The sequence below is a fragment of the Kribbella jejuensis genome (assembly GCF_006715085.1).
Taxonomy (GTDB): Bacteria; Actinomycetota; Actinomycetes; order Propionibacteriales; family Kribbellaceae; genus Kribbella; species Kribbella jejuensis.
On sequence record NZ_VFMM01000004.1, the window covers coordinates 547,202 to 572,174 of the forward strand.

At 69.1% G+C, this 24,973-nt stretch carries 21 protein-coding genes; 5 read left to right on the plus strand and 16 right to left on the minus strand.

Annotated features, from left to right (window positions below; translation table 11 throughout):
• Positions 1 to 18 precede the first annotated feature (18 nt).
• Positions 19 to 1,548: a WD40 repeat domain-containing protein gene (locus tag FB475_RS35350; RefSeq protein WP_141862681.1), complete on the plus strand. Its 1,530-nt coding sequence runs from the start codon at positions 19 to 21 to the stop codon at positions 1,546 to 1,548.
• 56 nt (positions 1,549 to 1,604) lie between these two features.
• Positions 1,605 to 3,101 (plus strand): fibronectin type III domain-containing protein, encoded by a 1,497-nt coding sequence (locus FB475_RS35355; protein WP_185759579.1) that lies wholly within the window; start codon positions 1,605 to 1,607, stop codon positions 3,099 to 3,101.
• Here FB475_RS35355 and FB475_RS35360 read toward each other — a convergent pair.
• The 16 genes from FB475_RS35360 to FB475_RS35435 all read right to left on the minus strand — a co-directional run bounded on the left by FB475_RS35360 (position 3,088) and on the right by FB475_RS35435 (position 20,324).
• Entirely contained in the window at positions 3,088 to 4,356 is a 1,269-nt protein-coding gene (locus tag FB475_RS35360) for an MATE family efflux transporter (RefSeq protein WP_238332639.1), read from the minus strand. The two genes, FB475_RS35355 and FB475_RS35360, sit on opposite strands and share 14 nt — an antisense overlap.
• Before the next feature lie 9 nt (positions 4,357 to 4,365).
• The gene (locus FB475_RS35365) at positions 4,366 to 5,151 is read right to left on the minus strand and encodes a WecB/TagA/CpsF family glycosyltransferase (RefSeq protein ID WP_141862683.1); all 786 of its coding nucleotides are present in this window, start codon (positions 5,149 to 5,151) and stop codon (positions 4,366 to 4,368) included.
• Complete coding sequence (gene gmd, locus FB475_RS35370; RefSeq protein WP_141862685.1) at positions 5,148 to 6,143, minus strand: GDP-mannose 4,6-dehydratase; 996 nt, start codon at positions 6,141 to 6,143, stop codon at positions 5,148 to 5,150. The genes FB475_RS35365 and gmd overlap by 4 nt, the downstream gene beginning before the upstream one ends.
• Positions 6,140 to 7,078, minus strand: a complete 939-nt coding sequence (locus tag FB475_RS35375) for a GDP-L-fucose synthase family protein (RefSeq protein WP_141862687.1) — start codon at positions 7,076 to 7,078, stop codon at positions 6,140 to 6,142. The genes gmd and FB475_RS35375 overlap by 4 nt, the downstream gene beginning before the upstream one ends.
• Positions 7,078 to 8,553, minus strand: a complete 1,476-nt coding sequence (locus tag FB475_RS35380; protein WP_141862689.1) for a sugar transferase — start codon at positions 8,551 to 8,553, stop codon at positions 7,078 to 7,080. The genes FB475_RS35375 and FB475_RS35380 overlap by 1 nt, the downstream gene beginning before the upstream one ends.
• 191 nt (positions 8,554 to 8,744) lie before the next feature.
• Positions 8,745 to 9,929 carry a glycosyltransferase family 4 protein gene (locus FB475_RS35385; protein WP_141862691.1) on the minus strand — a complete coding sequence of 395 codons (1,185 nt, stop codon included), beginning with the start codon at positions 9,927 to 9,929 and terminating at the stop codon, positions 8,745 to 8,747.
• On the minus strand, positions 9,926 to 11,338 hold the full coding sequence (locus FB475_RS35390) for an MATE family efflux transporter (RefSeq protein ID WP_141862694.1): 1,413 nt from the start codon (positions 11,336 to 11,338) through the stop codon (positions 9,926 to 9,928). Before FB475_RS35390 ends, FB475_RS35385 begins: the two co-directional genes overlap by 4 nt.
• A complete protein-coding gene (locus FB475_RS35395; protein WP_141862696.1) occupies positions 11,335 to 12,570 on the minus strand; it encodes a polysaccharide pyruvyl transferase family protein in 1,236 nt (411 codons plus the stop codon). Before FB475_RS35395 ends, FB475_RS35390 begins: the two co-directional genes overlap by 4 nt.
• Entirely contained in the window at positions 12,571 to 13,533 is a 963-nt protein-coding gene (locus FB475_RS35400) for a glycosyltransferase family 2 protein (RefSeq protein ID WP_141862697.1), read from the minus strand.
• 22 nt (positions 13,534 to 13,555) lie between these two features.
• Positions 13,556 to 14,869, minus strand: coding sequence for a glutamate-1-semialdehyde 2,1-aminomutase (locus tag FB475_RS35405; protein WP_141862699.1), 1,314 nt, complete (start codon positions 14,867 to 14,869; stop codon positions 13,556 to 13,558).
• The gene (rfbC, locus tag FB475_RS35410) at positions 14,866 to 15,414 is read right to left on the minus strand and encodes a dTDP-4-dehydrorhamnose 3,5-epimerase (protein WP_141862702.1); all 549 of its coding nucleotides are present in this window, start codon (positions 15,412 to 15,414) and stop codon (positions 14,866 to 14,868) included. Before rfbC ends, FB475_RS35405 begins: the two co-directional genes overlap by 4 nt.
• A gap of 3 nt (positions 15,415 to 15,417) precedes the next feature.
• A complete protein-coding gene (locus tag FB475_RS35415; RefSeq protein ID WP_185759580.1) occupies positions 15,418 to 16,557 on the minus strand; it encodes a class I SAM-dependent methyltransferase in 1,140 nt (379 codons plus the stop codon).
• The gene (locus FB475_RS35420) at positions 16,554 to 17,255 is read right to left on the minus strand and encodes a PIG-L deacetylase family protein (RefSeq protein WP_238332640.1); all 702 of its coding nucleotides are present in this window, start codon (positions 17,253 to 17,255) and stop codon (positions 16,554 to 16,556) included. The genes FB475_RS35415 and FB475_RS35420 overlap by 4 nt, the downstream gene beginning before the upstream one ends.
• Entirely contained in the window at positions 17,204 to 18,010 is an 807-nt protein-coding gene (locus FB475_RS35425) for a sugar phosphate nucleotidyltransferase (RefSeq protein ID WP_141862706.1), read from the minus strand. The genes FB475_RS35420 and FB475_RS35425 overlap by 52 nt, the downstream gene beginning before the upstream one ends.
• Positions 18,011 to 18,039: 29 nt before the next feature.
• Positions 18,040 to 19,263: a class I SAM-dependent methyltransferase gene (locus FB475_RS35430; protein ID WP_185759581.1), complete on the minus strand. Its 1,224-nt coding sequence runs from the start codon at positions 19,261 to 19,263 to the stop codon at positions 18,040 to 18,042.
• Positions 19,263 to 20,324 (minus strand): NAD-dependent epimerase/dehydratase family protein, encoded by a 1,062-nt coding sequence (locus tag FB475_RS35435; RefSeq protein ID WP_141862708.1) that lies wholly within the window; start codon positions 20,322 to 20,324, stop codon positions 19,263 to 19,265. The genes FB475_RS35430 and FB475_RS35435 overlap by 1 nt, the downstream gene beginning before the upstream one ends.
• Before the next feature lie 179 nt (positions 20,325 to 20,503).
• On the opposite strand from FB475_RS35435, the gene FB475_RS35440 reads away from it, so the two are divergent.
• From FB475_RS35440 to asnB, 3 genes are read left to right on the plus strand one after another with little or no spacing between them, the layout of a single operon-like run.
• Positions 20,504 to 21,826, plus strand: coding sequence for a UDP-glucose dehydrogenase family protein (locus tag FB475_RS35440; RefSeq protein WP_141862710.1), 1,323 nt, complete (start codon positions 20,504 to 20,506; stop codon positions 21,824 to 21,826).
• A complete protein-coding gene (locus tag FB475_RS35445; RefSeq protein ID WP_185759582.1) occupies positions 21,823 to 23,055 on the plus strand; it encodes a glycosyltransferase family 4 protein in 1,233 nt (410 codons plus the stop codon). Before FB475_RS35440 ends, FB475_RS35445 begins: the two co-directional genes overlap by 4 nt.
• A 1-nt stretch (position 23,056) precedes the next feature.
• Positions 23,057 to 24,973, plus strand: a complete 1,917-nt coding sequence (asnB, locus tag FB475_RS35450; RefSeq protein WP_141862714.1) for an asparagine synthase (glutamine-hydrolyzing) — start codon at positions 23,057 to 23,059, stop codon at positions 24,971 to 24,973.

The following is a 24,973-nucleotide window of genomic DNA, read 5'->3' on the forward strand; positions in this document are numbered from 1 at the left end:
GCCTGTGTTAGGACATCAATGAAGAAGTTAGTGCTGGCCCTTGTCACCGGTGCGGCCGTTCTGGCCGCCGCGCTGATCCCCTCCGGACCGCCTGTCCAGGCGGCGACCCCGGGGTTCGCGACCGCGGTGTCAGCGATCAAGCAGCCGTCGTGGCAGACCAACAACAGCGTGAACGCGCTGGCGATCTCCGGGAACACCGTGTTCGCGGGCGGTCTGTTCACCCGGCTCCGCCAGCCCGGCAAGGCCTCGGGTCAGGCGCCGGAGGCGAAGCGCACGTACGTCGCCGCGTTCAACCGGACGACCGGTGCGCCGACCGCGTTCGCGCCGGTGCTGAACGGCCCGGTGTACGCGATCGCGACCAGCCCGGACGGCAAGTGGGTCGTGATCGGCGGCGACTTCACCATGGTCAACGGGGTCCGGCGCAGCAAGATCGCGATGTTCTCGGTCGCCACCGGCAAGCTCGTCGCCGCCTGGGACCCGGTCGTCGCGGCCCGCGTGAAGGCGCTGGCCATCTACGGCAACAGCGTGTTCATCGGCGGCGCGTTCGGCAAGATCGACGGCGTGGTCCGCAACCGGCTCGGCGCGGTCCGGCTGATCCAGGGTGATCTGCTGCCGTGGAACCCGAACGCCAACGCCGACGTGTACGCGATCGACGTCTCCGACAACGGCACCCGGGTCTTCGTCGGCGGCCCGTTCAGCACGATCAACGGCAAGGACCACTACGCGCTGGCGATGCTGAACAACACCAACGGCGCGGCCTTCGCCTTCCCGGCCGCCGCGGCGATCCCGAAGCCGACGCCGACCTGCACCACCCGGGTCAAGGACATCGACACCCTCGGCGACAACGTGTACGTGTCCAACGGCGGCGACGGTTCCGGCTGCTACGACGGTGTTCTCGCCGCGTCGGTGTCGACCGGCAAACTGCTCTGGCAGAACAAGTGTCTGGGCGCGACCGAGGCGATCAAGGCGATCGGCAACTGGCTCTACAAGGGTTCGCACGCCCATGACTGCACCTCGACCCCGAACGGCTTCGGCAACGGCACCGGGACGCACTACCTGCTGGTCGAGAGCACGATCAACGGCTACCTCGGATCCTGGTTCCCGAACACCGACGCGAACCCGAAGAGCACCACGAAGGTCGGTCCGCTGGCGATGGCCGGCACCGCCACGGACCTGTGGGTCGGGGGCGACTTCCTGCACGTCAACGGCCAGCTCCAGGTCGGTATCACCCGGTTCACGAACACGCCGGGCGGCGCGGCTCCCGCCGTACCGAAGGCGCCGAGGCTGACCGCGACGTCGGCCGGCCGGGTGTACGTCAGCTACAGCGACTCCTACGACCTGGACAACCTCACCCTGACGTACAACGTGTTCCGCGGCGCGCTGAACATCGGCTCGAACCGGTACACGACCTACTTCTGGCAGCCCCGGAAGACCTACCAGGTGGTCGACCGCGGCCTCAAGCGCGGCTCGACGTACTCGTACCACGTCGAGGTGCACGACGGTCGCAACATCATGAAGGGCGCCACGGCCAGCATCAAGATCCCGTAACTGCTCTATCCCGATCGGTACTCTCGGTCGTAGCTTGATGACTGGGAGTGCCGACCATGAGAAGACTTTTCGTTGCGCTGGGCATCAGTGGGCTGGTCCTCGCGGTGCTGTCACCGCAGCCCGCGCTGAGCACCGGAGCACGGCTGACGGCGATCGCTGCCGCCAGCTGGCAGACCAATGCCAGCGTGCTCGGCCTGGCCGTTGCCAAGGGCAAGGTGTACGTCGGCGGCCGGTTCACCACGGTCCGTCCGCCCGGCGCGCCGGCCGGCACTCGCGAGGTGACCCGGACCTACCTGGCCGCGTTCGACGAGCGCACGGGAGCGCTCGATGCCGCGATGAACCACGAGCTGGACGGATTCGTCTGGGCGGTGGTGGCCTCGCCCGACGGTTCCCGGGTGTACGTCGGGGGCGACTTCACCCGCGTCGACGGTCTGGTCCGGAACCGGCTCGCCGCCTTCGACACCGCGACCGGCCGGCTCGTCGCGAACATCGCGCCGCAGGTCTCGTACCGGGTGAAGGCGCTCGCGATCGGCCGGAACAGTCTGTACTTCGGTGGTTCCTTCGAGCAGGTGAACGGCGTGACCCGGAACCGGGTGGCCGCGATCAGTACCGTCACCGGCGCCCTGCTGCCGTGGAATCCGGACGCGGACGACGACGTCTACGCGATCGATGTCGCCGACGACAACTCGAAGGTCTACGTGGGCGGGACGTTCTCGACGCTGCGCGGGACGGATCACTGGGCAGTTGCCAGCGTCAACACTTCCACCGGTGCGGCGCTGCCGTTCCCGGCCGCGTCCGCCGTACCGCTGCCGAACGACTCGTGCACCTCGCGGGTGAAGGACATCGAGACGTCCGGGAGCCGGGTCTTCTTCGCCGACGCCGGTGACGGCTGGGGCTGCTTCGACGGGACCTGGGCCGCGGACGTTGCCACCGGCAAGCTGCTGTGGAGGAGCAACTGCCTGGGCGCGACCGAGGCGCTGGCGATGGTCGACGGATGGCTGTTCAAGGGGTCGCACGCGCACAGTTGTCCGCACACGTTCGCCGACGGCAGCGGCACCCACTTCCTGCTGCTGCAGAATCCCGCGACCGGCGCCCTGGGGCCGTGGTTCCCGAACGCGAACGGCGGGCCGCCGACGTTGGTCGGTCCACTGGTCGCGGTCAGCGGCGGCAGCGACCTGTGGATCGGCGGCGACTTCACCGAGATCAACGGCGTCGGTCAGGAGGGCCTGACCCGGTTCACCAACTTCGGTCCCGGGGCCGCACCGCTGACCCCGCCGGCGCCGGCGCTGTCCAGCACCAGGGTCCATCGGGTGAACGCCACCGTCAGGGCATCGCTCGACAACGACGACATACGGCTCACGTACCGGCTGCTCCGCGGGCGGACGAACACCGTCGTCGCCGCGACCACGGTCAGCTCCTCGTTCTGGTACCGGCCCAGCATCACGCTCACCGACACCGCGGCGCCGTCCGGGACCACTCAGGCCTACCGGATCGAGGTCTTCGACGGACATCACGTCGTCCGCGGCGGCTACGCGACCGTCAGGGTGCGCTGAGCCGCCGGTGCGCGGCGATGGCACGGTGTGCCTCGTTCCACCACAGCAACAACGTGGCGAACGAGGCTCCGGCCAGCCCCCACGCCGCGCCCTTCGGGCCCCAGGCGTAGGCGCCGGTGATCCCGCAGGTGATCAGTACGACCGACGAGATCAGTCGGACCCGCAGGCCGCGGGTCGCTGCCGTCAGTGCGCGCAGGATCGCGAAGGCGCCGGCGTTCGAGGCGCCGAGGGCCTGTAGCAGGATCACCGGGATCAGGACGGGGTGCGCCTGGTTCCAGACGCCCGGGCCGAGCAGCTCGCGGCCGACGACGGCCGGCAGCAGCAGGAAGATCGCGCCCCAGGCCAGTGCGCCGGCGCCGACGCCGAGTGAGATCGCCAGACCGACCAGCCACAGGCGGCGGTACGAGTGCCTCAAGGCCCGCGCGGCCTCGGGGACCGAGATCATCCGGATGCCCTGGTTCAGGACGTTCACCGGGCCGAGCAGGACCTGGGCGCCGCGGATGCCCGCGGTGGCGACCAACCCAGCGGCCGCGGTGATGCCGAGCATGTAGACCTGGATGGTGCCGGAGACGGCGAGCATCTCGCCGACGTACTTCGGGCTCAGGTCCCAGTTGCGTTTCACCCATTCCCGGATCAGCTGCCGGCGCGGGGCGACGCCTGCCTGGAAGCGGCCGGCGATCGCCGCGATCACCGCGCCGAGGCCCCAGGCGAACGTGAGGGTGAAGGCCGAGGTGGTCTTGGTGAGGTAGAGGCCGCCGAAGATCGCGAGCATGGCGAGTAGCCAGATCAGGTCGTTGACGAAGGCTTTCTGCCCTTCGCCGACGACGAAGAAGGCCCAGCGCCACGCATCCTGTAGTAGCAGGCCGGGCATGGTGAGGGCGAAGGCGATGAGGACACCCTTTGACGGAACGCCCGGGACTGCGGCGATCAGGAGGCCCACCAACATGGCCAGGAGACCGCACAACATGGCGGTTGCCGTACTTGCCCGGACTGCTCGTTGCCACTCCGGGGTTCTGGTGCCGGAGTGGCGGACGGCCAGGGGTTCTGTGGAGACGGCTCTGGAGACGTTGAGGGCGATGGTGTAGCCGCCGAACGCGAGGGCGTACACGCCGAAGTCGGCGACCGTGCTCGAGCGCGCGACGACCACTCCGACGGCGAGGTTGCTCAGGCTGGAGAGCGCCTGGTCGGCCAAACCCCAGGTGGCGCGACCGGCCGGTCCGGCCAGCCGACGCAGCTTCGGCCGCCGGAACTTCACCGGCTCACTCTAGAGGGCGCGTGGTGGATGGCGCAGGACGCCCAGGAGGAATCGCGGGATGCCGAGCACGTACCGCTTCCAGAGCCGCCGCGGCTCCTTGTACAGCCGGTAGCTCCACTCCAGTCCGGCGCGCTGCATCCAGCGCGGCGCGCGGTCCAGCCGGCCGGTGTGGAAGTCGAACGCCGCGCCGACGCCGATCAGGATGGCCGCGTTCAGCCGGTCGCGGTGCTCGGCCATCCAGCGCTCCTGTTTCGGCGCGCCGAGCCCCACCCAGACGATGTCCGGGCGCGCCTCGTTGAGCCGCGCGACGGTCTCCGCGTCCTCGGCCTCGGTCAGCGCCCGGTACGGCGGGCACTCGACGCCGACGACTTTCAACGCGGGGTGCCGTTGCTGGAACCGCTCCCGCAGCTCCTCGGCCACGCCGTCGGCGCCGCCGTAGAAGTACTGCGTCCAGCCGCGCTCGGCGGCCTCGGCCAGCACCCGTTCGAGCAGGTCCGGCCCGGCGACCCGGTCCATCTGCTCGAAGCCGGCCTTCTTCCCGGCCCACACGAGCGGCATCCCGTCCGGGACGGTCAGCCCGGACGTGTTGTAGACCTCGGTCAGCCGCTCGTCGGCGCGGGCGTGCAGCAGCGCGTTCATGTCGGTGACGCAGACCAGCTGCCGCTCGCCACGCTCGATCCAGCCGGCGAAGGTCTGGACCGTGTGGTCGAGGTTCGTCACGCTGACGTGGATACCGAGAACGTCGACACGCTGCGCGACAGTGGAGGTTGTGGGCTCCGCGTGAAGGTCGGTCATCGGTCCTCTCCTTCCAGCCCTGACAACGCTGCGAGGTCGGCGTCGACCATGATCCGGACGAGTTCGGGTACGTGCACCTGGGCCTTCCAGCCGAGTTCCACGGCGGCCTTGGTGGCGTCGCCGATCAGCGAGTCGACCTCGGTCGGCCGCTCGTAGCGTTGGTCGTGGTCGACGTACTGTTCCCAGTCCAGCCCGACGTGCTCGAACGCGAGCGAGACGAAGTCGCGCACGGAGTACGACGTACCGGTCGCGATCACGTAGTCCGCGGGGGTGTTGTGCTGCAGCATCCGCCACATGCCCTCGACGTACTCCGGGGCGTAGCCCCAGTCCCGGCACGCGTCCAGGTTGCCCAGGTACAACCGGTCCTGGCGCCCGGTCTTGATCGCCGCGACCGCGCGGGTGATCTTGCGGGTCACGAACGTCTCGCCGCGCCGCGGGGACTCGTGGTTGAACAAGATCCCGTTCACCGCGAACATGTCGTACGCCTCGCGGTAGTTCCGGGTCATCCAGTACCCGTAGAGCTTCGCGGCGCCGTACGGCGAGCGCGGGTAGAACGGGGTGTCCTCGTTCTGCGGCGGGGGCGTCGCGCCGAACATCTCCGAACTCGACGCCTGGTAGAACCGGCAGTCCAGCCCGATCATCCGGATCGCCTCGAGCAGCCGCGTCGTACCCATCCCGGTCGTGTCACCGGTGTACTCCGGCTCGTCGAAGCTCACCCGTACATGCGACTGCGCGGCCAGGTGGTACACCTCGGCCGGCTGGATCGCCGCCAGCAGCGTGACGAGCCGCGACCCGTCGGTCAGATCGCCGTAGTGCAGGAACAGCCGCTGGTCCTGCGCGTGCGGATCCTCGTACAGATGGTCGATCCGCTTCGTATTGAAGGTCGAAGCGCGGCGGATCAGGCCGTGCACCTCATACCCCTTGGACAGCAGCAACTCGGCCAGATAGGAACCGTCCTGGCCGGTGATACCGGTGATGAAGGCCTTCTTCATGCGGTGCGCTCCAAGCTCTCCACATACCAGCGGTAGGTGGCGGCCACACCGTCTTCCAACGAAATCGAGGGCTTCCAACCCAGCGCCTGCAGCCGGCTCACGTCGAGCAGCTTGCGCGGCGTGCCGTCCGGCTTGGACAGATCGTTGCTGATCGCACCGGTGTAGCCCACGGTCCGGGCGACCAACTCGGCCAGCTCGCGGATCGTCACGTCCGCGCCGACCCCGACGTTGATCGGCTCCGGTTCGTCGTAGTGCTCCAGCAGGTGCAGACACGCATCGGCCAGGTCGTCGACATGCAGGAACTCCCGGCGCGGTGTGCCACTCCCCCACAGCACGACTTCCTCCGCGGCGGTCGTCTTGGCTTCGTGGAAGCGGCGGATCAGCGCGGGCAGCACATGCGAGCTGGTCGGGTCGAAGTTGTCGTTCGGCCCGTACAGGTTGGTCGGCATCGCCGAGATCCAGCGCAGACCGTACTGCCGGCGGACCGCCTGGACCTGCATGATCCCGGCGATCTTCGCGATCGCGTACGCGTCGTTGGTCGGCTCCAGCTCCCCGGTCAGCAGACTCGACTCGCGGATCGGCTGCTCGGCGTACTTCGGGTAGATACACGACGAACCCAGGAACAGCAGCCGCGGCGTGCGGACCTCGAGGGCGGCGTCCATCAGGTTCACCTGGATGCGCAGGTTGTCGCTGAGGAACTCCGTCGGATGGTCCCGGTTCGCGAGGATGCCACCGACCCGCGCCGCCGCGTCGATGACAGTGACCGGCCGATGTTCGCGCAGGAACGCGAACGTCTGCTCACGATCCCGCAGATCCAGCTCCGCCGATGACGCGCCGATCAGATTCGTGTACCCGGCCGCGTCCAAGCGCCGCCAGATCGCCGAACCGACCAGACCACGATGGCCGGCCACATACACCGGTGCATGAAAATCCATTAATAAGCTCCCGCGCCGTAGATCACCGCGCGCACGGTCTTCCAGAGAATCAGCAGATCCAGCGTCATCGACCAGTTGTCGACATACCGCAAGTCCAGACGGACCGACTCGTCCCACGACAGGTCGCTGCGGCCACTGACCTGCCACAGACCTGTCATGCCGGGCTTCACCAGCATCCGCCGCGAGTCGTCCGCGGCATACAGCGCGACCTCCTCGGCCAGCGGCGGTCGCGGCCCGACCAGCGACATGTCACCGCGCAACACGTTGAACAACTGCGGCAACTCGTCCAGCGAGAACCGGCGGATCCACCGACCCATCGGCGTCATCCGCGGATCGTTGCGCATCTTGAAAATCACGCCGTTGCCGTCGCTCAACGCATACAGGTCACTGAGCCGCTGCTCGGCGTCGACGTACATGCTGCGGAACTTCAACATCGTGAACTCGACACCGGCACGCCCCACGCGCTGCTGGCGGAACAACACCGGCCCGGCGCTGGTCAGCTTCACCGCGAGCGCCAGCCCGATCAGCACCGGCGACAACAACACGATGATGCCCAGAGCAACCACACGGTCGAAGACAGCCTTCATCAGGTGCGGACCGCCGCTGACCGACGGCCGCTCCAGATGCAGCAGCGACAACCCAGCCACCGGGCGCACCGAGATCCGCGGACCGGCCACCTCGATAATGCCCGGCGAGACGATCAACTCCACGCCACGCTGTTCGAGCGCCCAGGACAGCCGGCGCAGCGACTGACCGGCCAACTCCGGGTCGGTCGCGATCGCCACCACCTCGACGGCGTGCCGGTCGGCGGCCGCCAGGATGTCGGGCTCGTCCAGGGCCTCGACCTCACCGGACTCACCGCGCGGGCGGCACGTCGCCACCACCCGGTAACCATCGGTCGGGCGGCTCTCCAAGTGCTCACACAGAGTCGCGGCCGGGCCACTTCGCCCGACCACGAGAACCCTGTGCATGCACCGACCTCGCACGCGGTGCCGGTGCAGGTCCTTCCGCAGCGCGTACCGCAGCAGCAAGGCGGAACCGACCATCACCGGAATCGCCAGCACCACGAACCCGCGGGCGATCTCGGCCTTGGTCACGTACGACGTCATCGCGACCGCCGCGGTCAGCCCGACGCCGGCCCGGATCAGCGAGCGGAACTCGTCCGGCCCGGCGCCGAAGAACCGGGGGTCGTATCCCTTGGAGAGGCCGACGACGGCGACCCAGGCCAGCGGCAACAGGCTGCTGACGACGAGATAACTGGAGCCGACGTGGTACCCGAAGCGGGTCAGCAGCGCGATCGAGACGCCGAGCATCGCCGCGAGCAGGTCCCCACCCACCGCGGCCCAGCGATACACCCCGACCCAGCGTGGTTCGGTCGACCGCGACGGCAACGGAACGATCGCCGGCACCTCGTGCGGGACAACCCAGAGCGGCCGACGGCTGTCTACAGCGTCCGGCGCTTCTGCTCCGCTCACAGCGGCCCCTCGTTCCCTCCTGCAACGGCCCCGTCACTAACAGTGTCCGGCGCGGCGTGCAGCGTGTCCTTGTTCACCCGCGCGTCGTCGCCGAGTCACCGAAGATTACTACGAGGTCGGGGCGTCAGCGACGCAGGGGACATCCACTTGTCAAGAAGTTTCGACAAGGACGATCAGCCCGGCAAGGTTCCTCAGCGGAGCTCGGTCGCGTCCAGGAAGTCGGTGAGGCGGCGCCCGACGACTTCGCGGGAGAACTCGGTTTCGGCACGAAGCCGCGCGGCGGCGGCCATCGCCGTCCGGCGACCCTCGTCCTGGAGGGTCTCGATGAGTACGCCGGCTGCTGTCTCGGCGTCGTCGAGCGGCCAGAACTGACCCTCGACACCGGGGCGGACCATCTCCGGGATGCCGCCGACGGCGCCGGCCAGGACCGGTAGCCCGGCGGCCATGGCCTCGAGTAGTGCGATCGGCAGGTTCTCGATGATCGCGGTGTGGCAGTAGAGGCGGTGGCCGGGCAGCAGCGCGGGCGGGTCGGCCTGGTAGCCGAGGAAGCGGACCTGGTCGCCGATGCCGTGGCCGTCGGCGCGGGCCTCGAGCGCGCGGCGGTCGGGGCCGCTGCCGATGATGTCGAGCGTGTACCGGTGCCCGCGGCGGGCGGCGGCGCCGAGGACGTCGATCAGGTACGCGTGGTTCTTGCGGGACTCCAGGAACCCGACCGTGATCAGATCCGCTGGGTCGGTGGTCGGCGCAGCCGTCGACGCGCTCACCGGGTTCGGGACGACGACGGACGGCACGTTCCGCAGTGCCGGGATCCGCTCCTCCAGCACCGAGCGCGCGAAGTCGGACACATAGACGATGCCGTCGAGCCGCGGCAGCAAGGACTCCTCGTACGCACGGATCGAGCGGTACAGCCGGCCACCCTCGGGGAGCTCGCCCTTGCCCGCCCACTCGTCGGCCTGCGACACGTTCAGGTGCGCGGCCATCACCACCGGCTGCGTCGTCCGGGCACGCATCGCGGCCCCCGCGGACACCGGGCACTGGGTGTAGATGACGGCATTCGGATTGCCGGCAATCCGCTGCTCGAGCGCCTTCTGCAGGTAGTAGGCGTGCCAGTACCGGTACCACCAGACGCCGGCCGGCTTGCTGACCGGGCGGATCGCGAGGCGGGCGCCGAACATCGGCTTCATCGTCAGCGACCGCAGCGAGAACGGGCTGATCACGCTCGCCGGCCGGGACGCGTCGTCCAGGTATTCGTGGAACGTGCGCACGTGACTCTGCAGCCCCGACGTACCGGTCGGCCGCATGGGCGTCGCGATGACGATCTCGCGATCCGCTCCCACGACGACCGGCTTGCCTGCGCTCTTCGTCTGCTCGCTCATACCGCCGCACTCTCTTCCGGGGTCGCGACGTGTTGGCGTCGCGCCTTCACCAGCCGGCTCCACCAGACGCCGATCCCGAGCACCGAGGCGATCGCCGAACCCCACACGACGCCCTGTGCCTGCCAGAACACGCCGCTGAGCGTGGCCAGTACGACGAACATCGTGGTGACGGCGATCTGGCACTGCATGGTCTGATCCGCGCGCCCGAGCGCCCGCAGTCCCGCCGACGGCCCGACGTACAGGCAACCGGCGGCCGCGCTGATTATCACGCCCAGCACCAGCGCGTGGGCGTCGCGCCACACACTGCCCAGGACGACCTCACCGAGGCCGAGCGGGAAGACGACCAGGATCACCAGGCCCCACGACAAGGCGATCGCCGACAGTCCACCACTCAGCAGGGCGCACAACCGCCACAACACGTGGGTGCCACGCGCCAGCGCCCGCGCCGCTTCGGGTACGGCGACCTGGCCGACGCCCATCAGCAGCGCCGCGACCGGGCCGATCAGCATCTCGGCTCCGCGGATCGCACCGGCCGCGGCGAGCCCACCACTGGCCGCGACGATCAGCGTGCGGATCTGACCACCTGCTCCGAGGACGACGTTCTCGACCAGGAAGCGCAGTCCGAGATCGCTGTGGCTGCGCATCCAGCCGACCGCACCCGCCGGACGCGGCATCACCCCGGACTGCCGGATCCCGTACAGGCCGGCGACCGCCGCCGTCCCGCCGAAGGTGAGCAGGGCGGCGGTGATGCCGAAGTCCAGGTAGCGACCGGCGAACAGGACTGTCAACATGAGGACTGTCCACAAGGCGTCGTTCGCGAACGTCTTCGCGCCCTGGCCGGCGGAGAAGAACGCGGAGCGCCAGCTGTCCTGCAACGTCAACCCGGGCAGAACGATGCCCAGGGCAATGAAAGCGGCACCCGGCTCGGAGTGCGGCGTCATCAGCCGCAGGACGATCCCGATCAGTACGCAGATCAGACCGCCGGCGATTCCGACCAGCAGCGCGACGCCGCCGGCCGCGGCGACGGCCTGCCGGCGGTCACTGCGCCCCGACACGCTGAACCGCACCATCAGGGCGTCTGTCGACAACGCGCGCGAGCAGTTCAATGCCACCGAGTACGCGAGGAACGCGAGCCCGAGCGCGCCGAGTCCAGTTGCCCCGAGCAACCGGGCGACGAAGACCCCGAGCAGGAAGTTGCCGATGCTCGACACCGCCTGGTCGGCAATCCCCCACCCCAGCCGCCCGGCAACACCGCGGCGCCCCGGCTGAACCGAGGGCGCCGCGGAAACCCGCAGGCCTGGCTCGGCCGGCGGACCCGACTCGACCCCCTGACTCGGCTCGACCGGCAGGCCCGGCTCGACCGGCTCGGGTGAGCGGCCGGCGGCGTGGCGGCCGTGGTTGGCGGTCATGCGCGGCTCGGGGTGTTGAGCAGCTCGGTGGACAGGCGGGCGAACTGTTCGTCCAGCTGTTCGCGGTTCCGGGTGGCTCGTGCGGTCAGGATCTGCGTGATCCGGGCACGATCGTTCGAGAGGGAGGCGACCTGCTTCTCCAGCAGGTCCGCGTCCAGGTCGGCGATCTGCTGGACCCAGTCGCCGACGCCCATCTCGTTCATCAGCTCGGTGTGCTTGCGCCCGTACGCGATCGCGACCGTCGGCTTGCCGAGCATCAGCGCGACCAGCACGGTGTGGAACCGGGTGCCGACGACGAGGTCGACCTGGCTGAGCTGGTCCATCACCTCGTCGATCGTCGACAGTTCTTCGAAAACCACCGGCGGCTCGCCCGGCCCGGTCCACCGCGACCGCGCGTCGGCGAGGATCTCCTCCACCACCGGCAGGTCGTTGAAGTCGCCGATCATCAGCCGGACCCGGTGCCCGTCGTCGATCAGCGACCGGACGAGCTGCGTCATCTTGCCAACGTACGCCGAACGCACCTCGGCGGCCCGGTTGCGGTCCGACGGCGTCCCGTCGTACGCCATCACGCCGACCGCGACCGCGCCGGTGGGCTCCGGGCGAGCGGGCGGTACGGGCAGTGCGAACACGAGGTCCGGGTAGACGCGATCGTCCGGGCCGGCCATCCGCATCCGGCGCGCCGCGTCGAGCGACGACTGGTCGCGGAACGACCGGTAGTGCGCGAGCCGGCAGGCGGCCCGGAGCAGCCGGCCGGTGACGGGCTGCTCGGTCGCGGTCGCGCCGACGCTGACGTAGGCGACCTTGGTACCGAACAGCCGTCCGGCCGCGGACACCAGGAACAACGAGTACGGGAACTCCCACGGCCGTTGCGCAAGGTCGGTCTCGAACAGTCCCATCCCCGGCAGGATCACCACGTCGTGCCCCGAGACCCAGGCGCCGATCCAGATCGCGTCGGCGACCGCTCCGATGCCGATCCGCAGCATCGTCAGCACGATGTGCAGCAGCCGCGAGCGCGACCTGCCCGCCGGACGCAACCAGTTCAGCCGGGTGACCCGTAGACCGTACCGGTCACCGACCGGTTCCGGACCGGTGAACATCGCGTCGAGCACGGCGTCCGGGTGCTCCCGGCGCAGGTACTGCAGCACGGCTTCCAGGCTCGCGTCGTTCCCGAGGTTGCCGGCGCCGATCCGCCCGAACAACCCCACCCGCTGCTGGACCTGCTCGTGCGGCACTCAGCTCGCCTCCTGTCCGGCCACTACCGCGCGCACCGACAGTCCGTCGACCTTGCCGAACGTGGACGGCGGCTCCGCCGGGTACCAGCCGCGCAGCCGCCGCGACACCCGGCTCCCGATCCAGCGGAAGATCTGGCCGTAGCAGGCGATCCGCTCGCGGACCGGCAACGGCGCCCGGCCGACCGCGGTGAACCAGCTCAGCAGGTATTCGGCCACCAGCCGGACCGCGGGGTTGCGGCGCCGATTCGACCGCTTCGGGTCGAGGTTCGCGCAGGCGGTCTGGATGCCCGACAGCGACAGCCGGCCCGAGTGGTGCCGGCGGAAGTACAACCAGTCGGGGACCTGCACGAACGTACCGAGCAACGCCAGCTGCGCGGTGAACGTGTAGTCGGCGTGGTAGTAGCTGCCGTGCGGCTTGACGCTGCGCAGCGCGTCGGAGCGGATCACGCCGTAGAAGTCGTCCGCACACAACGCGCCTGGGGTGTCGCCGTCGAGCATCATGCTCCGCAGCCGCTCCGACGGGCGCGGCGACTCCGTGTTCAGCGGGTACTCGAGTGCCTGCGTCACGTTGCCGTCGCCATCGATCGCGGCTCCCCACGCGTGCGCCAGGACGGCTTCGGGGTGCTTGTCGAGCAGCGCGATGCACCGCTCGAACAGGTCCCGCGCGTACAGGTCGTCGGACGAGACCCACTTGAACAGCTCGCCGCGGCTCTGCCGGAACACGTAGTCGTGGTTCGGCGCGGCGCCGATGTTCCGCTCCTGCCGGAAGAACCGGATCCGCGGATCACGCGCGGCGTACTCCTGGCAGATCGCGTCGGTGCTGTCGGTCGAGGCGTTGCTCGAGATGACCAGCTCGAAGTCGGTGTACGTCTGCCCGAGCACCGCGTCCAGCGCCGGCCGCAGGTACTCCTCGCCGTTGTAGACCGGCAGACCGACGCTCAGTCGGGGGGTCGCTGTGGACATCGTGATTCCTAACTGGACGAAACTAGACGAACCGGCGGAAGACCGGCTTGACGGGGCGGCCGCCGAGGAGCTCGAGGACGTTCTGCCCGTCGAGGGCCTGGCGGTAGACGCGGCAGGCGCCGGCCACGACCTCGACCGTGCGGTCGATGTCTTCGTCGGTGAGGGCGCTGCTGACCACGAACGACGGTCCGATCACCCCGCCGAGCAGCAGTTCGCGGAGGAACAGCGTGCGGTACGGCTGCGACGGCTGCAGGTCCTCGTCGAGGGTCGCGAACACCAGGTTGCTCGGCCGGCCACGGACCAGGACGTGATCCTGTACGCCGGCCGCTGCCGCCACCTCGCGGACGCCCCGGGTCAGCCGCTCGCCCCGCTCGTGCAGCCGCGCCGCGATGCCCTCTTCCGCGTAGACGTCCATCACGGCGATCGCGGCCGCGAGCGCGTGGGTCTCGGCGCCGTGGGTCGTCGACAACAGGAAGACCCGCTCGTTGACGTCCCGCAGGCCGCCGCGCTCCATGTACTCGCGCTTGCCGGCCAGTGCGCTGACCGCGAAACCGTTGCCGAGCGCCTTGCCGAAGGTCGAGAGGTCGGGCGTCACGCCGTACAGGCCCTGGGCGCCGGCCTCGGAGAACCGGAAGCCGGTGATCATCTCGTCGAAGATCAGCAGCGCGCCGTGGCGGTGCGCCAGGTCGCGCAGGCCTTCCAGGTAGCCGGGCGGCGGGTCGTACTGGGTCGCGGCCTCCAGGATCAGGCAGGCGATCTGCCCGTCGTGCCGGCGGAACAGTTCCTCGGTCGCGCCCAGGTCGCCGTACGGGAAGCCGACGGTCAGGTCGGCGATCGCGTCCGGGATGCCGGCCGACATCGGCGTCCGGGCGATGAACCAGTCGTCGATCGAGAAGAACGCGTGGTCGCTGCAGAGCGCGACCAGCGGCCGGCCGGTGACCGCGCGGGCGAGCTTCACCGCGGCGGTGGTCGCGTCGGACCCGTTCTTGCCGAACTTCACCATCTCCGCGGTCGGTACCGAGGTGAGGAAGCGTTCGGCGGCCTCGAGCTCGACGATGCTCGGGCGGACGAAGTTGCTGCCGCGGTCGATCTCGCGCCGGACGGCCTCGAGCACCCGCGGATGCCGGTGGCCGAGGCTGACCGCGCGCAGGCCGGACCCGTACTCGATGTACTCGTTGCCGTCGACATCGAAGACGTGGGCGCCGTCGCCACGCTCGATCACCGGCGCCATGTCCTCGGGGTACTGGTCCTCACCCTTGGCGTAGGTGTGCGCGCCGCCGGGGATCAGGTCGTGCAGCCGCTTGTTCGCGGCGACGGACTTCTCGAAAGCCTTCATGTGAGCCTCGCAGTTGCCAGGGCGAGTGGTGCCGCGGCCTTGTCGCGTTCGGACATCAGCGTCACCGGGAGCGGCCACGGGATGTCCAGATCGGGGTCGTCGAACCGGATCGCCACGTCCTCGGACGGGTCGTGCGCGCGGTCGATGCGGTACGAGACGTCGGCCGGTTCGGTCAGCGCCTGGAACCCGTGCGCGCAGCCGGCCGGTACGTACACGGTCACCTGGTTGTCACCGGTCAGGTCGAACGTCTCCCGGTTCCGGTACGTCGGCGAGCCCGGCCGGAGGTCGACGACGACGTCGAACACCGCGCCGTACGAGCACCGCACCAGCTTCGCCTCGCCCTGTCCGGCGCGGGTGTGCATGCCCCGGACGACGCCCTTGCGGGAGCGGGAGATGCTGTCCTGGACGAACGCGTCCGGGTCGAGCCCTGCCTTCGCGACGACGTCCCGGTCGAACGTCCGGGAGAAGAACCCGCGCTCGTCGCGATGCGGCGCTGGGCGGAAGAGCAGTACGCCGGCGATCCCCGGTACTTCGATGACCTCCATGCGTCAGCGCCCCCTCTCGTGCGGTTCGGGGAGCGGGACGAGGTACGTCGTACCCCAGCCGCCGCCGGCCTCCAACTGGGTGATGATCTCGTCGGCGATGTCCCAGGTGAGGACGAGCACGACGTCGGGCTGGGCTTTGACGAGGTCGTCGATGGGGCGGATCGGGACCATGCCGGCGCCGGGGATCCGGCGGCCGTGCTTGCCCGGGGCAAGGTCCACGGTGAACGGCAGCAGGTCCGTGGTGACCTTGCTCAGGTCGAGCAGCAGCGGCGCCTTGGACGGGGCGCCGTAGCCGAGGACAGTACGGCCCGCGGCGCGGTGCCGGACGAGCTCGTCGTGCAGCGCACCGGCCGCGTGCCACGCGGCCTCCTGGAGCGTGCCGAGCTGGACCTCGTCGGCGATTCCCGCGGCTTCCTCGTCCTCGAGTACCACGTCGACCGACGCGTCCGGCTTCGCGTCCGCAGTGTGCCGGAGCATCACCATCAGGCTGCCGCCGTACATCTCGACCTGCCGGACCGACTCGACCGTCAGACCGTGCAGCGCGGCGAGGTTCCGCAGCGCACGCAGCGACATGTACACCCAGTGGCCGTGCCGGATCGTGTCGAACTGGTTGCCGATGAACAGCGGCAGCAGGTGGTGGAACTCCATCACCAGCAGCCCGCCGGGCGCGAGCCGCTCGGCCCGCAGCCGCAGCATCTCGCCGTACTCCGGCTCGTGCACGATCCCGTGCACGTCGACGACGAGATCCGCCTTCTCCGCGTCCCCCGCGAGCCGGCACCCAGCGGCGTACAGGTGGTCGAGCCAGGACCCGCCATGGGGACTGCCGAACTCGAACACCACCGCACCGCTCAGTTCCGGGAAATCACCGAGGATCTCCTTGACCGAAGCCTCCGCGTGCGAACGGCTGGTCGCCGACTCGACCGCCAACGGTTCCTCGGGCAGCTGCGGCTGAACCGGACCGAGCTGCACGAGCGTGCACGCCCGGCACAACCAGAGCGCGAGCGGCCACCGCGGATCGGGCCCCGGCGCCTCCGCCGGCGGGAAGTAGTCGGCGCACGGCTGATCGCCGACGTCCACCACCGGTACGACATCGTCGGCCGCACACCCTCGGCACTTGAAGGTCACTGCATCCCCCTCGATCACCATGTCAGCGTGGCCTTGCCTGTCGTGAAGGCTTCCGCGTACGGCGCCCGGCATTCCATCCCGCGCAACCGGGCCAGCCCGGCGAACACCTCTTCGTCGAACCAGTCGTGCGGAACCTGCGACGGGTACGCCTTGTGCAGCAGCGCGACCTTCTCGCGCAGCTGCTCCTCGGTGAGTTCGACGTACAGCCACGGCCGGCCGAAGTCGCCGTCCCATTTGGGGATCTCGTAGTGCAGCACCAGGTGGTTGCGCCAGACCGTCGGCGCCAGCTCGGCGATCAGCCGGTGGTCCTGGTGCGCGTCATGCTTGCTCGGGGCAAGTACCAGGTCGGCGCGCCGACTGCTCCGGGCCGTTGCCTCCAGCAACTCCTTGGTCTGGTTCCAGTACGCCGGCAGCCGCCCGTCGGGGAGCTCGGCCGACGTCACGGTCACCTCGCACTCGGGCAGGAACAGCTCTGCCGCCCGGCGCGCCTCCTCCAGGCGGACCGGCGTACCGGTCGCGATCACGAACTCGGCGGACAGCTCCGGGACCGACTCGGCCAGCTTGAGCAGCGTGCCACCGCAGCCGATCTCGATGTCGTCCGGATGGGCGCCCAAGGCAACGAGGTGCACCGGGCCGTCGATCAGGCCGAGCTGGAAGGGCAGCATCAGACCGCCACCGCGTCGGAGTTGCGCGACGAGCGGCTCCACAACGCCCACGGCTTCTTGCCCGAGCGGTACAGGTCCTCGAGCATGCTGCGCTCCTTGAGCGTGTCCATCGGCGCCCAGAACCCGTGGTGCGGGATCGCCTCCAGCTTGCTCATCGCGGCCAGCCGCGGGAAGGCGTCGCCGACCAGGTCCTCGCCCTCGTGCAGGACGTCGAAGATCTCCTTCTTCAGCACGAAGTAGCCGCCGTTGATCCAGACGTTCAGATCGGTCGCCGAGCGCAGCCCGGTGACCCGGGAGTCGGTGCCGAACTCGACCACGTGGAACGAGTCCTGCGGCGGCACCGCGAGCAGGCTCGCGGTGATGTCGCTGGTCATCACGTGGTCGACGATCCTGTCCATCGGCGCGTCGGTCAGCACGTCGCCGTAGTTGGCCAGGAACGCGTCGTCGTCCTCCAGGTACGGGCGCACCCGGCGCAACCGCTCACCGATGCTGGTGTCGATCCCGGTGTCGACGAAGGTGATCTTCCACTCGCTGATGTCGGACTCGAGCAGCTCGATGTGCTGGCCGCCCTTGGTCATCACGAAGTCGTTGGAGACGGTCTCCTCGTAGCGCAGGAAGTACTCCTTCACCGAGGCCCCGCCGAACCCCAGCGGCAGGATGAACTCGGTGTGACCGAAGTGCGCGTAGTACCGCATCACGTGCCACAGGACCGGCCGGTCGCCGATCGTCATCATCGGCTTCGGTGCGGAATCCACGCCACTGCGCATCCGCAGTCCGTGCCCCCCACAGAAGATCACGACCTTCATCTCGGTATTTCCCTTCCCCCCGGGGTTTTTCAGATCACTTCGAGACGTGGGATCGGTACGACGAACTTCGCGCCCCACTCCCGTGCGTAGCCGAGCTGGTGGACGATCTCCGCGCGCAGGTTCCACGGCAGGATCACGATGTAGTCGGGGCGCGTCTCGGCCAGGCGCTCCGGGGCGTGGATCGGGATGTGCGTGCCGGGCAGGAACATCCCGTGCTTGTGCGGGCTGCGGTCCACCGTGTACGGCAGCAGGTCCTCCCGGATGCCGCAGTGGTTGAGCAGCGTGTTCCCCTTGCCGGGAGCGCCGTACCCGGCGACCGACTTGCCGTCGCGGCGCGCCTGGACCAGGAACTCCAGCAGGTCGGACTTGATCGTGAACACCTCGTCGGCGAAGCCCAGATGGCCCTCGACGGTGTGCAGGCCGGCGTCCTTCTCGTCCTGTAGCACCTTGCCGACGAGCTCGGTCGGCTCGCCGGTCGGGCTGGAGAACACCCGGAGCGAGCCCCCGTGACTCTGCAGTTCCTGTACGTCGACGACCGTGAGCCCGGCCTTCGCGAGTGCCGCGGCGGCGGTCTTCAGGGTCAGGTACTGGTAGTGCTCGTGGTAGATCGTGTCGTACTGGCGGTTCTCGATCAGCCGGAGCAGGTGCGGGAACTCCAGCGACACCAGACCGTCGTCCTTCACCAGCGCCCGCAGGCCCTTCGCGAAGTCGACGATGTCCGGCACGTGCGCGAACACGTTGTTGCCGACGACGAGGTCCGCCTTGCCGTGCCGGGCCGCCGCGTCCTGGCCGGTCGCCTCGCCGAGGAAGTAGCTCTCGGTCCGGATGCCCTTCTCGTTCGCGATCTTCGCGATGTTCGCGGCCGGCTCGATGCCGAGCACCGGGATGCCTTCGGCAACGGCGTGCTGCAGCAGGTAGCCGTCGTTGCTGGCAGCCTCGACGATCAGGCTGTGCTCGTCGAGGTTCAGCCGCTCCTGCATGTCGACGACGAATCGGCGTGCATGCTCGACCCAGCTGGTCGAGTACGACGAGAAGTAGAGGTAGTCGCTGAACACGTCATCGGCCGCGACGTAGGCCGGCAGCTGGACGAGCAGGCAGTTCCCGCAGATCCGGACGTGCAGCGGGTAGAACGTCTCGCCGATGTCGAGCTGGTCGGCGCGCAGGTAGCTCTCGCAGGGCGGCGACATGCCGAGATCGACGAACGTCTGCGTCAACGGCTCACCGCACAGGCGGCAGGCGATCTGGTCGGCCATCAGTTCATCTCCTTCGGTCCCGGGAACGGCGCGTCGGTCTGGCGGCGCAGGTTGCCGTCGACGAGGTTCGCGTCCAGCAGCTGCTGGATCCGGCGCAGCCGGACGAACTGCGCGGAGTTGAAGTCGTCGAGCGTGAGGCCGTGCCGCTGGTAGGCGTCGTACAGCTCGTCGACGCCCGTGCGGACCGACCACTGCAGGTTCAGGTCCGGGAAGGTGTCGTTGAGCTTGCTGAAGTCGACCTTGTAGTTGCGCAGGTCCGGTCCGGCGCCGTCGGCGATCGACAGCGTCGAGCCGGGGACCGCCTCGCGGACCATCTCGGCGATGTCGCGGACCTGGACGACGTCCTCGGACCGGCCGACGTTGAACGCCTCGTCGTGGACCGTCTCCCGCGGCGACTCCAGGACCTGCAGGAACGCCCGGCTGATGTCCTCGATGTGCACGAGCGGCCGCCACGGCGTGCCGTCGCTCTCCAGCCGGACCTGGCCGGTGGTCGCCGCGATCGCGGTCAGATTGTTGACGACGATGTCCAGCCGCAGCCGCGTCGACGCGCCGTACGCGGTCGCGTTCCGCAGGTACGTCGGGCTGAAGTTGTCGTCGGCGAGCTTCGACAGCTCCTGCTCGGCCAGCGCCTTGGTCTCGCCGTACGCGGTCACCGGGAACATCTCGGCGTCCTCACCGACGGCCTCCGACCCGGCCGCGCCGTACAGGCTGCAGGACGACGCGAACAGGAACCGCTCGATCCCGGCGTCCTTCGCGGCCCGGGCCAGGTTCAGCGTGCCGTCGAGGTTGACCGAGTACGTCGCCGCCTTGTCCAGGTTGCCGAGCGGATCGTTCGACAACGCGGCCAGACAGACCACGGCGTCGAACCCGCTCAGTTCCTGCGCGGTCACGTCCCGCAGGTCCCGCGGCGCCCGCTGTCCGATCGGCTCCGGTCCACCCAGCAGGTCGCACCCTTCGTACAACCCGGAGTCGAGCCCGGCCACCTGATGCCCAGCACTGCGCAGGAACGGCACCATCACCGCCCCGATGTAACCCCGATCCCCCGCCACCAGAACCTTCATCCCGATTCCCCTCACACCGGCCCACATCCCGTCGCCCATAAAGATCACCGGGCGGGCTCCCTGATACAGGCAATTTCTCAGCAGAGATTTCCGCGGCAGATGTATCAGCGGGGTGCGGTGGTTGCTCTCATGGGCGCCGGGGGTGTGGGGACGTCGCAAATGAGCCTGTGGGGGGCGTTATGAAGGTTGCCGTGTTCGGCTTGGGGTACGTGGGGTCGGTGACCGCGGCTTGTCTGGCTGCTGCCGGGCACGAGGTGTGGGGGGTGGATGTCGACACCGCCAAGGTGCAGCCGATCGCCGAAGGGCACAGCCCGGTGGTCGAGCCGGGGCTGGACGAGCTCGTCGCGGACGGCGCCACCTCGGGGCGGCTGCGGGCGACGACCGATCCACGGTTGGCGCTGGAGGGGGCCGATGTCTCGCTGATCTGTGTCGGTACGCCGTCGACGCCGGCGGGCAGTACCGATCTCACCTACATCAAGCGCGCGGTGCGGGACATCGCCGAGGCGGCGCAGGTCGTCGTCCGGCCGGAGTCCGGGTTCCACAGCATCGTGGTCCGTAGTACGGTCCCGCCGGGCACCGTGGACGAGGTCGTCGCGCAGGTGCTCGACGAGGTACCGCCGCCCGAGGGGCTCACCTTCGGTACGGCGATGTGCCCGGAGTTCCTGCGCGAGGGATCGGGGCTGGCGGACTTCTACGAGCCGCCGTTCGTCGTCGTCGGGACGGGCAACCCGAAAGTCGGTACCGCTCTGACCGACTTGTTCGCGTTCCTCGGCAAGGAGGTCCAGCTCGTCGACGTCCGGACGGCCGAGGCGCTGAAGTACGCGTGCAACGCGTTCCACGCCACCAAGGTCTCGTTCGCGAACGAGATGGGCCGGATCTTCCGGCACTTCGCCGTGGACTCGCGCGAGGTGATGAAGATCTTCGTCCAGGACACCAGCCTGAACATCTCGCCGTACTACCTCAAACCCGGCTTCGCGTTCGGCGGCTCGTGCCTGCCGAAGGACCTGCGCAGCGTCCTGCACCTGGCCCGGATGAACGACACCGAGCTGCCGCTGCTCTCCGGCGCGCTGGCGACCAACGAGCGCAGTGTCCGCGACGTCGTCGACCGGGTGATCGCCGGCCCCGGCCGGGAGATCGCACTGCTCGGCCTGAGCTTCAAGCACGCCACCGACGACCTGCGGGAGAGCCCGAACGTCGAGCTCGCCGAACGGCTGATCGGCAAGGGCTACAACCTGCGCATCTACGACGCGATCGTGAACCCGACCCGCTTGGTCGGTGCCAACCTGCGCCACGTCCAGTCCAAGCTTCCGCACCTGCAGCGCGTCCTCACCGACGACCCGAACGCGGCGCTCAAGGGCGCCGACGTGGCGATCGTCTCGGCGACCGATCGCGGCGCGATCAACGCACTGCTGGAGACGCCACCGCCGCGGACCATCGACCTGAGCGGCCGGCTCGGCGCCGACGTCGAGGCACTGGCCGGATACGAAGGAGTGGGCTGGTGACCGGTCCCCGGGTGTTGATCATCATCCAGAACCTCTGGGTACCGTTCGACCGCCGCGTCTGGCTCGAGTGCCAGGCGCTCGTCGCGGCCGGGTACGACGTCACCGTCGTCTGCCCGAAGGGTCCGGGCGATCCGTCGTACGACATGATCGACGGCGTCACCGTGCACAAGTACAAGGCGTACGCGCCCGGTGGCAGCAAGGTCAGCTTCGTCTGGGAGTACGCGTACTCGTTCCTGATGACGCTGCGGCTGGTGTTCCGGGCCCGCAAGGCCGGCAAGTTCCGCGTGCTGCAGGCGTGCAACCCGCCGGACATCTTCTGGCCGATCGCGATGCTGCTGCGCCGCCTCGACGGCACGCGGTTCGTGTTCGACCACCACGACCTGTGCCCGGAGCTGTTCCAGTCCCGCTTCGGGGGTACGGCGAGCCTGCCGTACAAGGGACTGCGCTTCCTCGAGCGGACCACGCACCGCCAGGCCGACCACGTGATCTCGACGAACGACTCGTACCGCCGGATCGCGATCACCCGCAGCGGCAAGGCGAACCACGACGTCACCGTGGTCCGCACCGGGCCGGACCCGGACAAGTTGCTCCGCGGGGCAGCGGACGAGTCGCTGCGCCGCGGTCACCGCTACCTGGTTACGTACATCGGTGTGATGGGTCCGCAGGACGGCGTCGACATCGTCGTCCGCGCGGCGGACCACATCGTCAACACGCTCGGCCGCACCGACATCGCGTTCACGCTGATGGGTGGCGGCGACTCGTACGACGACGTGGTCGCGCTGCGGGACGAGCTGGGGCTCGGCGAGTACGTCGAGTTCACCGGCCGGGTGCCGGACGAGACCGTGCGCGCGGTGATGTCGACCGCGGATGCCGGCCTCTCCCCCGACCCGAAGAACCCGCTCAACGACGTGTCGACGATGAACAAGACCATGGAGTACATGGCGTTCGAGCTGCCGGTCGTCGCCTTCGACCTGGTGGAGACCAAGGTGTCCGCCGGTGCTGCCGCGGTGTACGTCGAGCCGAACGATGTCGCGAAGTACGGCGAGGCGATCGTCGACCTGCTCGACGACGAGGTCCGCCGGCGCCGGATGGCGAAACTCGGCCGCGAACGCGTCGAGCAGGTACTCGCCTGGAAGCACCAGCAGAAGGCGTACCTCGAGGTGTACGACCAGCTCACCGGGCACGTCAGCCACGTCGGCGTGGTCACCGGCGTCAGGACGGGGTCCTGACGTGTGCGGCATCGCGGGCTGCTACCAGCAGCGCGACGGGTTCGCGCTGACCGAGCTGATGAGCAACCGGATCGCGCATCGCGGTCCGGACGCGCACCGGGTGTACGCGTTCGACGAGGGTGATGTCCGGGCGTTCCTGGCGCATCGCAGACTGTCGATCATCGACCTGTCGTCGGCCGCCGACCAGCCGTTCAGCAAGCAGGGCCTGACGATCTGCTACAACGGCGAGCTCTACAACTACAAGGAGCTCCGGGCCGAGCTGTCGAAGTACGGCGTGCACTTCCGCACCGCGGGCGACACCGAGGTCGTGCTCGAGGCCTGGCGGCGGTGGGGTCCGGACGCGCTGAAGCGGTTCCGCGGCATGTTCGCGTTCGCGATGCTGGACGAGGAGAGCGGCAGCCTGTACCTGGCCCGCGACCCGTTCGGCATCAAGCCGCTGTACTTCCTGCGCCGGCAGGACGGCGTACTGTTCGCGTCCGAGCTGAAGGCACTGGTCTCCGCGGTCGGCTCCGAGCTGCGTACCGAGCCCGGCGCGCTGATCGCGTCGATGCTCTACTACTGGTTGCCCGAGCAGCGCTGCGCGATCGACGGCGTCGAGAAGCTGCCGGCGGGTTCGTGGGCGGAGTTCCGGCCGGACGGCGGCACCCGGCACGAGACGTACTGGCGGGTGACCGACGTGGCGACCGAGGCCGCGGCCGGTCCGCCGGCCGAGCTGCGGACGATCATCGAGGAGTCCGTCGCCGCGCACATGGTCGCCGATGTCCCGGTCTCCACGTTCCTCAGCGGCGGTCTCGACTCCAGTCTGGTGACCGTGCTGGCGAAGCAGCTGGATCCGGCTGTCGACTCCTACACGATCACGTTCCGCGCGCAGGACCAGAAGCTCGAGGCGATGCCGGACGACGCGATCTACGCGCGCAAGCTCGCGCAGCAGTTCGGTATCGACCTGCACGAGATCGAGATCGCGCCGGACGTCGTCGAGCTGCTGCCGCGGATCGTCGACATCCTGGACGAGCCGATCGGCGACCCGGCCGCGATCAACACGTTGCTGATGTGCGACACCGCGCGCGACGCCGGTGTGAAGGTGCTGCTGTCCGGGATGGGCGCCGACGAGCTGTTCGGCGGTTACCGCAAGCACCTCGCGTGCGTGATGGGCGCGCAGTACCAGCGACTGCCCGGCGTACTGCGCAACGGGCTGATCGGGCCCGCCGTCCGACGGCTGCCGGTGACCGTGAACGGGCGCGGCCTGCGGTACGCGCGCTGGGCGAAGCGGTTCGAGACGTTCGCGAACCTGGGTGAGGAAGAGGCGTTCCGGCGCAGCTACACGATGTACGACGCAGACCAGCTTGCGGGACTGCTCAGCCCGGACCTGGACCCGTACGTCGGCAAGCTGCTCGCCGAGCACAGCGACATCTACCACGACAACGCGCTCGACGATCACGTGAACCGGATGTGCCTGGCGGACTCGCGGATGTTCCTGCCGGGACTGAACCTCACCTACACCGACCGCGCGAGCATGGCCGCGTCGACCGAGGTACGGACACCGTTCGTCGACCCGGTCGTGGCCCGGGCCGCGTTCTCGATCCCCGGCAGCGCCAAGATCCACCGCCGGGTCAGCAAGCTCGCGCTGAAGAAGGCGGCCGAGGCGTGGTTGCCGAAGGAGATCATCTACCGGCCGAAGGCGTCGTTCAGCGCGCCGCTGCGGGCGTGGGTCCGCAACGACCTCCGGGAACTGGTCGACGACGTACTGCTGCGCGGTGAGCTGGTCGGGAGCGGGTTCCTGCGGCAGAGCGCCGTCCAGAAGCTCGTCGACGACGAGCGCGCCGGGCGCGAGGACTACTCCAAGCAGATCTGGCAGTTGCTGACGCTGGAGACCTGGACCCGCCACATGCGGGACCTCGGCGTGACGATTACTTCTTAA

Bases quoted from the DNA above. Each gene is read 5' to 3' on its own strand.
- FB475_RS35350 (WP_141862681.1), top strand. From the start codon at position 19: ATGAAGAAGTTAGTGCTGGCCCTTGTCACCGGTGCGGCCGTTCTGGCC.
- FB475_RS35355 (WP_185759579.1), top strand. From the start codon at position 1,605: ATGAGAAGACTTTTCGTTGCGCTGGGCATCAGTGGGCTGGTCCTCGCG.
- FB475_RS35365 (WP_141862683.1), bottom strand. From the start codon at position 5,151: ATGACCGACCTTCACGCGGAGCCCACAACCTCCACTGTCGCGCAGCGT.
- gmd (WP_141862685.1), bottom strand. From the start codon at position 6,143: ATGAAGAAGGCCTTCATCACCGGTATCACCGGCCAGGACGGTTCCTAT.
- FB475_RS35375 (WP_141862687.1), bottom strand. From the start codon at position 7,078: ATGGATTTTCATGCACCGGTGTATGTGGCCGGCCATCGTGGTCTGGTC.
- FB475_RS35385 (WP_141862691.1), bottom strand. From the start codon at position 9,929: ATGAGCGAGCAGACGAAGAGCGCAGGCAAGCCGGTCGTCGTGGGAGCG.
- FB475_RS35390 (WP_141862694.1), bottom strand. From the start codon at position 11,338: ATGACCGCCAACCACGGCCGCCACGCCGCCGGCCGCTCACCCGAGCCG.
- FB475_RS35400 (WP_141862697.1), bottom strand. From the start codon at position 13,533: ATGTCCACAGCGACCCCCCGACTGAGCGTCGGTCTGCCGGTCTACAAC.
- FB475_RS35405 (WP_141862699.1), bottom strand. From the start codon at position 14,869: ATGAAGGCTTTCGAGAAGTCCGTCGCCGCGAACAAGCGGCTGCACGAC.
- rfbC (WP_141862702.1), bottom strand. From the start codon at position 15,414: ATGGAGGTCATCGAAGTACCGGGGATCGCCGGCGTACTGCTCTTCCGC.
- FB475_RS35425 (WP_141862706.1), bottom strand. From the start codon at position 18,010: ATGAAGGTCGTGATCTTCTGTGGGGGGCACGGACTGCGGATGCGCAGT.
- FB475_RS35430 (WP_185759581.1), bottom strand. From the start codon at position 19,263: ATGGCCGACCAGATCGCCTGCCGCCTGTGCGGTGAGCCGTTGACGCAG.
- FB475_RS35435 (WP_141862708.1), bottom strand. From the start codon at position 20,324: ATGAAGGTTCTGGTGGCGGGGGATCGGGGTTACATCGGGGCGGTGATG.
- FB475_RS35440 (WP_141862710.1), top strand. From the start codon at position 20,504: ATGAAGGTTGCCGTGTTCGGCTTGGGGTACGTGGGGTCGGTGACCGCG.